Raw genomic sequence first — 12,139 nt, 5'->3', positions numbered from 1 at the left:
CAGCCGGCGCTGTCAGCCGCGAAGGCTGTCGACCCAGTTGCGCAGGAGCTGGATGCCCGCGTCGCCGGACTTCTCCGGGTGGAACTGGGTGGCCGACAGCGGTCCGTTCTCGACGGCCGCGAGGAACGGGTCGCCGTACGTCGACCACGTGAGCACCGGCTGCGGGAACGGCGGGATCACATCGAGCTCCCACGACTGCGCGGCGTAGGAGTGCACGAAATAGAAGCGCTCGTTCTCGATGCCGCGGAAGAGCACCGAGTCGGAGCCCGGCTCGACCGTGTTCCATCCCATGTGCGGAAGCACGGGAGCGTTGAGCTCCGTCACCGCTCCGGGCCACTCGGCCAGGCCCTCGGTGTCGTGGCCGCGCTCGACCCCGTGGGCGAACAGCACCTGCATGCCGACGCAGATGCCGAGCACGGGGCGGCCTCCGGCGAGGCGTCGATCGATGATCTCGTCGCCGCCGTGCGCGTGGAGCGCCTCGCGGACGGCCTGGAAGGCGCCGACTCCTGGCACGACGAGGCCGTCGGCCTCGAGCGCCTCCTTGCGGTCGCGGGTGAGCACGGCATCCGCTCCCGCCGCGACGAGGGCCTTCACCGCCGAGTGGACATTGCCGGACTCGTAGTCGAAGACGGCGACCCGAGGTGCGCTGCTCACAGCGCGCCCTTGGTCGAGGGGATGCCGTCCACCGAGGGATCCAGAGCCTTGGCCTGACGGAACGCGCGGGCGAACGCTTTGTACTCCGCCTCCGCGATGTGGTGCGGGTCGCGTCCGCCGAGAACCCGGACGTGCACGGTGAGGGCGGCGTTGAAGCTGATGGCCTCGAACGAGTGACGCACCAGCGACCCCGTGAAGTGGCCACCGATCAGGTGGTGCTCGAACCCGGCGGGCTCCCCGGTGTGCACGAGGTACGGGCGCCCCGAGATGTCGACGACCGCCTGCGCGAGCGCCTCGTCGAGAGGCACCAGCGCATCGCCGTAGCGGGAGATTCCCGACTTGTCGCCGAGCGCCTCGAGGATGGCCTGTCCGAGCACGATCGAGACGTCCTCGACCGTGTGGTGCGCATCGATCTGCGTGTCACCGGAGGCTCGCACGGTGAGGTCGGTGAGCGAGTGCTTCGCGAACGCCGTGAGCATGTGGTCGAAGAACGGCACCGACGTGTCGATGCGGCTCGCACCGGTGCCGTCGAGGTTCAGTTCGAGCTCGACGGTGGACTCCGACGTGCTGCGCACACGCGAGGCGGTGCGCGGGGTCTGGACGGGGCTGCTCATGAAGCCGATCCTATCGAGGCGAGGGCGTCGAGGAACGCGGTGGTCTCCGCCTCCGTGCCCGCGGTGACGCGCAGGTGCCCGGGAATCCCGACGTCGCGGATGAGCACGCCCCGGTCGTAGAGCTGCTGCCAGACCCGCTGCGGCTCGGCGACGCCGCCGAACAGGACGAAGTTCGACCACGACTCGTGGGGCGTGTAACCCAGGGCCTCCAGAGTGGCGGAGATGCGATCGCGCTGTTCCACGATCTCCTCGACCATGCCCAGCATGACCTCGGAGTTGCGCAGGGCGGCGATCGCGGCCGCCTGCGTCAGGGCACTCAGGTGGTATGGCAGGCGCACGAGGCGCAGAGCGTCGATGAACGCGGGGTCGGCGGCGAGGTAGCCCACGCGTGCCCCGGCGAACGCGAACGCCTTGCTCATGGTGCGCGACACCGCGAGGCGTGGCCGACCCTCGAGCAGAGTCAGCGCAGACGGCGCCTCGTGCGGGGCGAACTCCTGGTACGCCTCGTCGACGATCACGATGCCGCGCGACACCTCGTAGACCGCCTCGACGACGTCGAGGCCGAGCGGCGTTCCGGTCGGGTTGTTCGGGGAGCACAGCAGGATGACGTCGGGGTCGAGTTCCTCGACCTGGGCGGCCGCCTCGTCGGGCGTGATCGTGTAGTCGGGCTGGCGGGTGCCCGCGATCCAGCGCGCCCCCGTGCCCTGGGCGATGAGCGGGTACATCGAGTACGTCGGCGCGAAGCTGAACGCCGTGCGCCCCGGTCCGCCGAACGCCTGGAGGATGTGCTGGAGCACCTCGTTCGACCCGTTGCCCGCCCAGATCTGCTCGGGCTGGAGCCCGTGCCCGAGATACTCGGCAAATCCTTCGCGCAGTGTCGTGAACTCGCGGTCGGGGTAGCGGTTCACGTCCCGCAGTGCGACCGCGATGTCGTCGAGGATGTCACTCGCCACAGCATCCGGCACGGGATGCGTGTTCTCGTTGACGTTCAGGGCGATCGGAAGCGGGGCCTGAGGAGCGCCGTACGGCGTGAGCCCTCGAAGGTCGTCGCGAAGCGGGAGGTCAGACAGTGATGCAGTCACCCTTCCCATGGTAGGCCGCGTCAGACCTCTCGACTCGCGTCGTGACGGAGAAGGACTGCGCGAGGCCTCACTCGGAGTACTGCGCGGGGATGGCCAGCTCCTGGCCGATCTGCAGCTCGCCGCCGCGCAGGACGTTCAGGCGGGTGATGTCGCCGATGACCTCTCGCGGATCCGCCGCCGGAGCGATGCTCTCTGCGATCGACCACAGGGTGTCGCCCGGCATCACCGTCACCGTCGCGAACGACGCGGTGGCGACCTGCTCCCCCGACGCCATCGCGCTGCCGCCGCTGAGAGCGGCGAAGCCGATCCCCACGGCGAGCGGCACCGCTGCGATGGCGAGGACGACACGACGGCCACGCGCCGTCAGCTTGAGCCGCGTCGCCGGACGAGCCGGAAGGACTGCTGCTGCGGTGCTGAAGGTGATGGTGCTCATGTCGTGGCTCCTCTGCATTCCCGCCGAAGCGGTGAAGTTGGCGTAGCGTTCGCATCCGCGTCTCGGCCGGGAGCCTTGGATGCGAAGCTACGTTCCGAAGGTATCTTCGAATTCGAACATCTGTCAAGCGTTCTTCGAAAAACACATCCGATATTCGGCCGACACGCTCGAACAGATCTTCCACATCGGCGCGATTCTCGGATACGGTTTCGATACGGACACCCCATCACGGGCCTCCGACATTCGAACCGAGACGCCGGATCGCACACCTGAGGAGCACCATGAGCGAGAACTCCGCACCCGAGTCCGACGTCCCGCGAACCCGCCGCCGGAAGAGCCTGAGCCCCAAGCAGATGGCGATCCTCGAGGTCATCCAGGCCTCGATCAGCCGGCACGGCTACCCGCCGAGCATGCGCGAGATCGGCGACGCCGTCGGGCTGAAGTCGCTGTCGAGCGTCACCCATCAGCTCGGTCAGCTGGAGCTCAGCGGCTACCTGCGCCGCGACCCGGGCAAGACGCGGGCCATGGAGGTCCTCATCGACCTGCCCGGCACGAGCGGCGAGAACCCCGCCGACGTCGCGACGCCCGTCGGCGACGCCGCGCTCGTCCCCCTGGTCGGGCGTATCGCCGCCGGGGTTCCCATCACCGCCGATCAGCAGGTCGAGGAGATCTTCCCCCTCCCCCGGCAGCTCGTCGGCAAGGGCGACCTCTTCATGCTCAACGTCTCGGGCGAATCGATGATCGACGCGGCGATCTGCGACGGCGACTGGGTCGTCGTCCGGTCGCAGAACAACGCGGAGAACGGCGAGATCGTCGCCGCCATGCTCGACGGCGAGGCCACGGTCAAGGTGCTCCGTCGCCGCGACGGCCACACGTGGCTGCTGCCGCGCAACTCCGCGTTCGAGCCGATCCTGGGCGACGAAGCCGTCATCCTCGGCAAGATCGTCGCCGTGCTGCGCGCCGTCTGACTTCCACGAAGGCTCCTCCTGCATAGGAGGGGCCTTCGTCATGCGCGGACCGGTCTCCGCCTCGGGCCGCTGCGAGCCGTCGGAGAGCACCATAGGCTCGAAGCATGTCGTCGCCGTTCGGTACCTGGCCCTCCCCCTTCTCCCCCGCCTCTGTCGCCACCGCCTCACCACGGATCGACGGCGCCCTGTTCGTCGGCGATGAGATCTGGTGGGGCGAATCCGTCCCCTCCGAGGGCGGCCGCGTGACCGTGCGCAGTTCGACCGGGGTCGAGATCCTTCCCGCGCCGTGGAGCGCCCGCTCGCGCGTGCACGAGTACGGCGGAGGAGCATGGACAGCCGACCACGACGGCACGCTGTACTTCGTGGCAGCTACCGACCAGCGCGTGCATCGGATGCCGCGGGGCGGCGCACCGGTCCCACTGACCCCCCAGGGTGCCGCCCACGGAGGCCTGCGGTTGCAGCACGGCCGCCTGTTCGCCGTCAGGGAAGACCTCACGCAGGACCCTCACCGCCGAGCGATCATCGAGATCCCCACCGACGGCTCGGCACACGACGACGCGTCTCGGCTGAGCGTCATCGTGGAGGGTGAGGCGTTCTACGCGCATCCCGCCCTCTCGCCGGACGGCACCCGCATCGCGTGGGTCGAGTGGTCGGGAGAGCGGATGCCGTGGCAGCACGCCGCTCTCATGGTCTCGGACGGTGCGACCCGCATCGAGCTGCCCACGCGCGCGGCTCTGCAGCCCGAATGGCTTGACGACGCAGAACTCGTCTACGCCGACGATCCCTCCGGTCGCTGGGCGCTGCACCGTCAACGCTTCGAGCATCTGCACGCGGTCGGGCCCGCAGTGCCCGTGGACGAAGTCGACGCGGACACCGGATACGGGCTCTGGGTGTTGGGCAACCGCTGGTACCGACCGCTCGGAGACGGCCGTCTCGTCGCCGTGCGGACCGAGGGACGCGATGAGGTCGTCCTCCTCGATCATGACGGTGCCGCACGGGTGCAGGGACTCCCCGCCGACGGACACGTCAGCGTCGACGACGTCTCAGGCACCCGGGTGCTGCTCTCCGGGAACAGCTCGACGACGTCGCCGGGAGTGTGGTGCGTCGACGTCGACTCGGGTGAGGTCACGGCGATCACCGGCGCCCAGCCCGTCGATGCCGACTGGATGCCCGCGCCCTCCGAGCTCGTCGTCGCCGGCGCCCACGGCGACGTGCACGCCTTCGTGTACGCCCCGGCGAATCCGACCGCATCCGCTCCCGATGGCGAGCTCGCGCCCTACGTCGTGTGGGTGCACGGCGGTCCCACCGCGCACGTCACGGGAGCCGCATCCGCCGCCATCGCGTTCTGGACGAGCCGGGGCATCGGCGTACTCGACGTGAACTACGGCGGCTCCACCGGCTACGGCCGTGCCTATCGTGAGCGCCTCGACGGCGCCTGGGGCGTCGTGGACGTCGACGATGTCATCGCCGCCGCCCGCGGTCTCGCCGAGGCCGGCCTCGCGGACCCTGCCCGCATCGCGATCCGCGGCGGATCGGCCGGCGGCTGGACGGTGCTGTCCGCCCTCGTCCGCGGCGGCACGTTCGCGGCGGGCATCAGCCGCTACGGCGTGGCCGACCTGCGGATGCTGACCGCGCACTCCCCCGACTTCGAGGCGCACTACATCGACGGTCTGGTCGGCCCACTGCCGGAGGCCGAGGCTCTCTACGTCGAACGCTCTCCCCTGACCCACGCGGACCGGATCCAGGTGCCGGTGCTGCTGATGCAGGGAGCGGACGATCGGGTGGTGCCGCCGTCGCAGTCGGAGGCCATCCGCGACGCACTGGCTGCGCGCGGGATCGACCACGAGTACGTCCTCTACCCGGGTGAGGGACACGGGTTCCGTGCGAAGGAGACGATCGTGGATGCGCTCGAGCGCGAGTACGCGTTCCTCGGCCGCGTCTTCGGGTTCGCTACCGAGAGCTGATCACTCGCCGACGCGGTTGCGCAGGCGCATCGCGCGTTCGGCTTCGCGGGTGTCCTGACGCTCGCGCAGCGTCTGGCGCTTGTCGAACTCGCGCTTGCCCTTGGCGAGAGCGATCTCGACCTTGGCCCGACCGTCGGAGAAGTACAGCTTGAGCGGGATCAGCGTGTAGCCACCGGCCGAGACGGCATGCTGCAGCTTCGCGATCTCCTCGCGGTGCAGCAGCAGCTTGCGGACGCGCTTGGCGGAGTGGTTGGTCCAGTGCCCCTGCGAGTACTCCGGGATGTGCACGGAATCGAGGAACACCTCGTTGCCCTTGACGAACGCGTATCCGTCGCTCAGATTCGCGCGCCCCTGGCGCAGCGACTTCACCTCGGTGCCGGTGAGCACCATCCCCGCCTCGTACGACTTCTCGATGTTGTAGTCGTGACGTGCGCGACGATTGGTCGCGATGACCTTCTCCCCGCGTTCCCTGGGCATGATTCTCTCCTGATCCGTGCCGTGCAGTGGTTCCAGAGCCCGATGGCGGGCGCACGACAGCCTGTCAGTCTATACCGACAGGCGGCTCACGTGCGCAGCCAGCGACGGATCGCGAACCCTGCCGAGAGCGCGGCGAGCACCACCCCGATGCCGATCAGGACCGGCACCACGATCGCGGCGTCGTTCATCGAGACCCAGGTCGTGATGAACGGCACGCGTCCTCGCAGGTAGCCGTCGACGCCGAAGTGCACACCTGCGACCACGGCAGCACTCGCCAGTACGGACCCGAGGAATGCGGCGAAGACGCCCTCCAGGACGAACGGCGTCTGGATGAAGCGGTTCGAGGCGCCGACCAGACGCATGATCCCGATCTCCTTGCGCCGCGCATAGGCGGACAGCCGGATGGTCGTGCCGATCAGGAGGATGGCGGCGATGAGCATGAGCACGGCGATCCCGACGGCGATGTACGTCGCGACGGTGAGGGCCGAGAAGAGGGGTTCGAGGTACTGCAGCTGGTCCTGGACCTGCTCGACCCCGGCGACGCCGTTGAACGCCTCCGCGATGACCTGGGACTGCCCCGGGTCCTTCATCGTGACGAAGAACACCTCGAACGCCTGGTCCGGCGTGATCACGCTGGCCTGGTCCTCGCCCAGCTGGTCGACCAGCTTGGCGTAGGTGTCCTCCTTCGAGTCGAAGGTGACATCGCTGATGAGCGGCGCGAGCGCTTCGCCCTCCAGCTGGTCGCGGACGGCGTTGACCTGGTCCTCGGAGGCGCCGCCGTCGACGCAGGTGTCCTGCTCGGAGATCTCCGAGCACATGTAGACCGCGACCTGCGCCCGCTCGGTCCAGTAACCGCGCATGGTGCCGATCTGCGCCTGCATGAGGATGGCGGCGCCGACGAAGGTCAGCGAGACGAAGGTCACCAGCACGACGGAGATCACCATCGAGATGTTGCGCCGCAGGCCGCCGAGGACCTCGGTGAGGATGAGTCCGATTCTCATGAGGTCGGTCCCACTTCCTCTGCGCCGTCATCGGACAGGCCGAGTCGATCGGCCACCCCGAGTTCGGCGACGTCGACCTCCGGGAGCACGATCGGGTGCGTGCGCGGGCCCGCGGCGGGTGCGACCGGAGCGGTCTCACCGGGCATCCGCGCGGCGGCCGGCTGCTCGACGACCGGCTCCTCGAGCGGTGCGGCCTGCGCCTCCGGGGTCTCGGATGCGGTCGGCACGGCGTCGGACGACGCCGCTGCGGCCTTGCGCTGGGCGCTCAGCTCCTCGGCGAGGGCCGCACGGACGATCGACAGGTCAGAGGTCTGGCGCTGCACCTCCTGGACCGCGGTGAGGGCTGCGGCGGCTGCGGCGCCCCGCACCTCCTCCGGCACGAGTCGGGGGATGTTGGAGGTGTCGCCGTATCCGCCGTGCACCTCGTCACGCACCATCTCGCCGTCACGGAGCTCGATGACCCGGCGCTGCATCTGGTCGACGAACGCCGCCTCGTGGGTGGCCATGAGCACGGTGGTGCCTCCGGCGTTGATGCGCGCGAGCAGCTGCATGATGTCGACCGAGGTGGCGGGGTCGAGGTTTCCGGTCGGCTCGTCGGCGAGCAGCACCTGGGGGCGGTTGACGAGCGCCCTGGCGATCGCGACGCGCTGCTGCTCTCCACCGGAGAGCTCGTGCGGCATCCGCTTCTGCTTGCCGTCGAGTCCGACGAGCGCGAGAGCCTCCGGCACCGCCTGCTGGATGAAGCCGCGGGAGGAGCCGGTGACCTGGAGCGTGAACGCCACGTTCTGGTAGACCGTCTTCGACGGGAGCAGTCGGAAGTCCTGGAAGACGGATCCGATGTGGCGGCGGAAGTACGGCACCTTGCGGTTGGCAAGCGAGCGCAGATCACGTCCGAGCACGGCGACGCGACCGGTCGTCGGCACGTCCTCCCTCAGGATGAGCCGCAGGCAGGACGACTTGCCGGACCCCGAGGCGCCGACGAGGAAGACGAACTCCCCGCGCTGCACTTCGAAGTCGACACCGGACAGCGCGGGCCTCGCGGTCCCGCGGTAGCGTTTCGTGACGTTCTCGAACCGAATCATGGCTGTTCGAGCCTAAGCGCGCGGTGTCGTGTGCCCGCGAGCGACACCCCGGGCACTCCCTGAGCGTCTGCCTCCACTGATATACATGGAGATGCCGATCCATGCCGTCTGCGTGGACCACGACTTCGAGGGGAACACCATGACGACGCCTGCAGGCTGGTACGACGACGGATCCGGGCGCCAGCGCTGGTGGGACGGCACGCAGTGGACGGAGCACTTCGCTCCCGTCGCGGAGGCCGCGGCCGCAGAGCCCGCCGTCGAGGCGACCCCCGCCGAGCACGATCTGGATGCCACCCACGACCGGGCATCGGCCGAGACGTCGACGGGGTCGGCCGCGGAGGCCGAGACCGCCGATTCGATCCAGTCCGTGGCCGCGGTCGAGAGCCAGTCCTGGAGCACCCCGGCTCCGACGGATGCCGCAGACGAGACTGCTGCGCAGAGCTCCCCGGAGGCACCCGCAGAAGAGGTCGCCGCCCCTGAGGCCGCACCCGCATGGGCGGCCGCCGAGTCGCCGGCGGCCGCGCCTGCCGACTCCCCCGTCGAGTCCGCCTCGCAGCAGGACTTCATCGCCCCGGGAGCCACCGGTCCGACCGAGCCGTTCGGCGGCGACGTGCCGCCGTATGCGAACGCCGCACCTTCGTACCCCGCCGCAGCGCCTTCCTACCCGGGCGCCGCCCCCTCCTACCCCGGTGCGGCACCGGCGCAGCCTGAGGCATACCCGACGGCGCCCGGGTACCCCGCGGCTGCTCCCAGCTACCCCGGCGCCCCTGCGTACGCCCCCGCCGGCCAGAACTACGGCGCGCCCGGCGGCTACCCGCCCGCCTACGGCGCCGCTGCGCCCGCAGCTCCTGCGGGCGTATCGATCGTCGGCATCGTCGGCCTCGGTCTCGCCGCCCTCGGCACGCTGCTCGCCTGCATCCCGGTGACCTTCGTGTTCGGCTGGATCCTGCTCGCCGCGGGCTTCATCGTGTCGCTGATCTCGCTCTTCCTCAAGGGCAAGAAGTGGCCGGGCATCACCGGACTCATCCTCTCCGTGGTCGGCACGATCATCGCCGTCATCGTCGCGATCGTGTTCGCGGTCGCGAGCGTCGCCGACGCGGTCGACGACCTGCCGACGGACTCGCCGTCCAGCGGCACCGAAGACGGCACCGACACCCCTGAGGTCGTCGAAGGCGAGCTCGGTGCTCCCGTGACGATCGAGCAGCTCTCGGGCACCAGCGAGGTCACGATCAACTCGGCGAAGTGGGCGACCACCGACGGATCGAGCATCGAGTCGACCAACGGCGGCTACGTCATCCTCGACGTCACCTTCGAGGGCATCTCCGGCACGAGCTACGTGAACCCGTTCTACTTCTCGATCGAGACCGCCGAAGGCGCCGAGGGCACCTACGACTACTACGTCGACGGGATCGTCGCCGAGGAGCTCGCGGCCGGCGACACCATCACCGGCACCATCACGTTCGATGTCGCGCAGAGCGAGTCGTACGAGATCATCTTCACCGACGAGCTCCTCGAAGAGGTCGCTCGCGTCTCGATCACGCCGTCCGCCGGCTGATCCCGAACAGCGGGCAGGATCGATGACGACCCCGGCGGGGTGGTACGACGACGGCTCGGGCCGTCAGCGCTGGTGGGACGGCTCGGGGTGGACGCAGCACACCGTCGAGTCCGCCCCTCCTGCCCCACAGGCCGAGTCTGCACCGGTGCCGGACTCGTCCGCGCCGGTGCAGGCCGCTCCTGAACAGAACGCGCTCTCGTCCGCGCCGTCGGAGCAGCCCTTCGTCGCTCCGCACGTGTGGCAGGCGCCGAGCCCGGCAGCGGATGCGGGCGTCGACGCGTATCCGCGTGCCGACGGCCCCTCCGCGATGCCGCAGAACCCGTATCCGTGGTCGGGCCAGCCCGGCGCGCACCCGAGTCACACCGCGCCCGCGCAGGCGAAGAACCGGGTGTCGATCCTCGGCATCATCGGACTCGCGGTCGTCGTGGTCGGCGTCGTCCTGTCGTGCATCCCGGTGATCTCCGTCATCGGCTGGGTGCTGCTCGGAGCGGGCTTCGTCGCCTCGCTCGTCTCGCTCTTCCTGCCGGGGATGAAGTGGCCGGGCATCACCGGCCTGGCGCTCGGTGTCGTCGGCTCGGTGCTCGCGATCGGCGTCGGGCTGCTCTCGCTCGGCATGACCGGGCTCGCCTCCCCCACCCCGTCACCGTCGGCCACCGCCGAGGAGTCCGAGGATCCGAGCGCGGACGGCGGGCTTCCCGAAGGCACCGAGACGGTGCCGATCGGCGACCTCGAGGTCGGGCACTGCCTGCCGCTGATCGAGTGGGACGAGGAGATCTACGAGCTCCCGATCGTGCCCTGCGACCAGCCGCACACCGACGAGGTCTACCTCATCTTCGACGCGCCGGACGGCGAGTTCCCGGGTGACGACGAACTCCAGAGGCTCGCCACGGAGAAGTGCGACGCGGGCTTCGCGACGTTCGTCGGTGTGCCGTACGAGGAGTCCGAGCTCGACAACTACTGGTTCGTGCCCACCGAGGGGTCGTGGAATCGCTGGAACGATCGCGCGATCCAGTGCATCGCGGTGAGCTACGAGGAGATCACGGGCACGCTCGAAGGTGCCGCCCGCTGAGCTGAGCGCGGCGCGAGGTCAGAGCCCTGAGTCAGAGCGCTGAGCTCAGTCCTCGTCCTTGCGCTTGCGCCAGCGGATGCCGGCCGAGATGAACCCGTCGAGGTCGCCGTCGAACACGGCGGCAGGGTTGCCGGACTCGTGTCCTGTGCGCAGGTCCTTGACGAGCTGCTGGCCGTAGAGGAAGTAGGAGCGCATCTGGTCGCCCCAGCTCGCGGTGATGTTCCCGGCGAGCTCCTTCTTCTTCGCAGCCTCCTCTTCCTTCTGCAGCAGCAGGAGGCGAGTCTGCAGCACGCGCATCGCGGCAGCGCGGTTCTGGATCTGCGACTTCTCGTTCTGCATCGACACGACGATGCCGGTCGGAAGGTGCGTGAGGCGCACGGCGGAGTCCGTCGTGTTGACCGACTGGCCACCGGGGCCCGACGAGCGGAAGACGTCGACGCGGATGTCGCTCTCGGGGATGTCGACCTCGGTCGCCTCCTCCATGAGCGGGATGACCTCGACCGCGGCGAACGAGGTCTGGCGCTTGTCGGCCGAGCCGAAGGGGCTGATCCGGGCCAGGCGGTGAGTGCCGGCCTCGACCGACACGGTGCCGAAGGCGTAGGGGGCGTCGATCTCGAAGGTCGCGGACTTGATGCCCGCGCCCTCGGCGTAGGAGGTGTCGAGCACCTTCACGGGGTACTTGTGACGCTCGGCCCAGCGCAGGTACATGCGCATCAGCATCTCGGCGAAGTCGGTGGCGTCGTCGCCACCGGCACCGGAGCGGATGGTGATGATCGCGGACCGCTCGTCGTACTCGCCGTCCATCAGCGTCTGCACTTCGAGCTGGTTGATGATCTCGGTGAGCGCGGTGAGCTCGGCGCGAGCCTCGACCGCGGAGTCCTCGTCGCCCATCTCGTTCGCGAGGTCGACGAGCACCTCGAGGTCGTCGAGCCGACGACCGATCCCCTCGACCCTGGCGAGCGCCGACTGCCGGTGGCTCAGCGCGCTGGTCACCTTCTGGGCGCGTTCGGGGTCGTCCCAGAGGTCCGGCGCGCCGGCTTCCTCGCTGAGGCGGGCGATGTCGGAGCGGATGGTCTCGACATCGAGCACCTCGCGGATGTCACCGTAGGTGAGTCGCAGGGCCTGGATGTCGGCGGAGAGATCGAGTTCGAGCATGTCGGCTCCAGCGTACCGTGCCGCCTGTGCGGACGGCGACGGCCCGGGAACGGGAGTAGCGTGAAACGAGTGAGCAGCGCATCCA

Annotated in this window: 12 protein-coding genes; 4 read left to right on the top strand and 8 right to left on the bottom strand. The window is 69.4% G+C overall.

Annotated elements, in window-relative coordinates; all coding sequences use genetic code 11:
• Positions 1-12: 12 nt before the first annotated feature.
• The 4 genes from hisH to ACESK8_RS07420 are packed head-to-tail and all read right to left on the bottom strand — an operon-like array spanning position 13 to position 2,783.
• The gene (hisH, locus tag ACESK8_RS07435) at positions 13-654 is read right to left on the bottom strand and encodes an imidazole glycerol phosphate synthase subunit HisH (protein ID WP_372967990.1); all 642 of its coding nucleotides are present in this window, start codon (positions 652-654) and stop codon (positions 13-15) included.
• A complete protein-coding gene (hisB, locus tag ACESK8_RS07430) occupies positions 651-1,268 on the bottom strand; it encodes an imidazoleglycerol-phosphate dehydratase HisB (RefSeq protein ID WP_060927203.1) in 618 nt (205 codons plus the stop codon). Before hisB ends, hisH begins: the two co-directional genes overlap by 4 nt.
• Positions 1,265-2,359, bottom strand: a complete 1,095-nt coding sequence (locus ACESK8_RS07425; protein WP_372967989.1) for a histidinol-phosphate transaminase — start codon at positions 2,357-2,359, stop codon at positions 1,265-1,267. Before ACESK8_RS07425 ends, hisB begins: the two co-directional genes overlap by 4 nt.
• 58 nt (positions 2,360-2,417) lie before the next feature.
• Entirely contained in the window at positions 2,418-2,783 is a 366-nt protein-coding gene (locus ACESK8_RS07420) for a LysM peptidoglycan-binding domain-containing protein (RefSeq protein WP_372967988.1), read from the bottom strand.
• 281 nt (positions 2,784-3,064) lie between these two features.
• Between ACESK8_RS07420 and lexA the strand changes: the two genes are divergently transcribed.
• On the top strand, positions 3,065-3,751 hold the full coding sequence (gene lexA, locus ACESK8_RS07415) for a transcriptional repressor LexA (RefSeq protein ID WP_372967987.1): 687 nt from the start codon (positions 3,065-3,067) through the stop codon (positions 3,749-3,751).
• Between the two features lie 104 nt (positions 3,752-3,855).
• Entirely contained in the window at positions 3,856-5,715 is a 1,860-nt protein-coding gene (locus tag ACESK8_RS07410) for a prolyl oligopeptidase family serine peptidase (protein WP_372967986.1), read from the top strand.
• Here ACESK8_RS07410 and smpB read toward each other — a convergent pair whose 3' ends face one another.
• The 3 genes from smpB to ftsE form a co-directional block, all read right to left on the bottom strand.
• The gene (smpB, locus tag ACESK8_RS07405; RefSeq protein ID WP_060927199.1) at positions 5,716-6,192 is read right to left on the bottom strand and encodes an SsrA-binding protein SmpB; all 477 of its coding nucleotides are present in this window, start codon (positions 6,190-6,192) and stop codon (positions 5,716-5,718) included.
• A gap of 86 nt (positions 6,193-6,278) precedes the next feature.
• Complete coding sequence (ftsX, locus tag ACESK8_RS07400) at positions 6,279-7,193, bottom strand: permease-like cell division protein FtsX (RefSeq protein WP_372967985.1); 915 nt, start codon at positions 7,191-7,193, stop codon at positions 6,279-6,281.
• Positions 7,190-8,275, bottom strand: a complete 1,086-nt coding sequence (ftsE, locus tag ACESK8_RS07395) for a cell division ATP-binding protein FtsE (RefSeq protein WP_372967984.1) — start codon at positions 8,273-8,275, stop codon at positions 7,190-7,192. Before ftsE ends, ftsX begins: the two co-directional genes overlap by 4 nt.
• Before the next feature lie 85 nt (positions 8,276-8,360).
• Between ftsE and ACESK8_RS07390 the strand changes: the two genes are divergently transcribed.
• Positions 8,361-9,830: a DUF2510 domain-containing protein gene (locus ACESK8_RS07390; RefSeq protein ID WP_372967983.1), complete on the top strand. Its 1,470-nt coding sequence runs from the start codon at positions 8,361-8,363 to the stop codon at positions 9,828-9,830.
• Between the two features lie 22 nt (positions 9,831-9,852).
• Complete coding sequence (locus tag ACESK8_RS07385; RefSeq protein WP_372967982.1) at positions 9,853-10,899, top strand: DUF2510 domain-containing protein; 1,047 nt, start codon at positions 9,853-9,855, stop codon at positions 10,897-10,899.
• A 45-nt stretch (positions 10,900-10,944) separates the two neighbouring features.
• On the opposite strand, the gene prfB is transcribed toward ACESK8_RS07385, so the two are convergent.
• Positions 10,945-12,054 carry a peptide chain release factor 2 gene (gene prfB / locus ACESK8_RS07380; protein ID WP_372967981.1) on the bottom strand — a complete coding sequence of 370 codons (1,110 nt, stop codon included), beginning with the start codon at positions 12,052-12,054 and terminating at the stop codon, positions 10,945-10,947.
• Positions 12,055-12,139 lie beyond the last annotated feature (85 nt).

The organism is Microbacterium sp. (assembly GCF_041641055.1).
Classification (GTDB): domain Bacteria; phylum Actinomycetota; class Actinomycetes; order Actinomycetales; family Microbacteriaceae; genus Microbacterium.
This window is presented reverse-complemented; position numbering and strand designations above follow the sequence as displayed.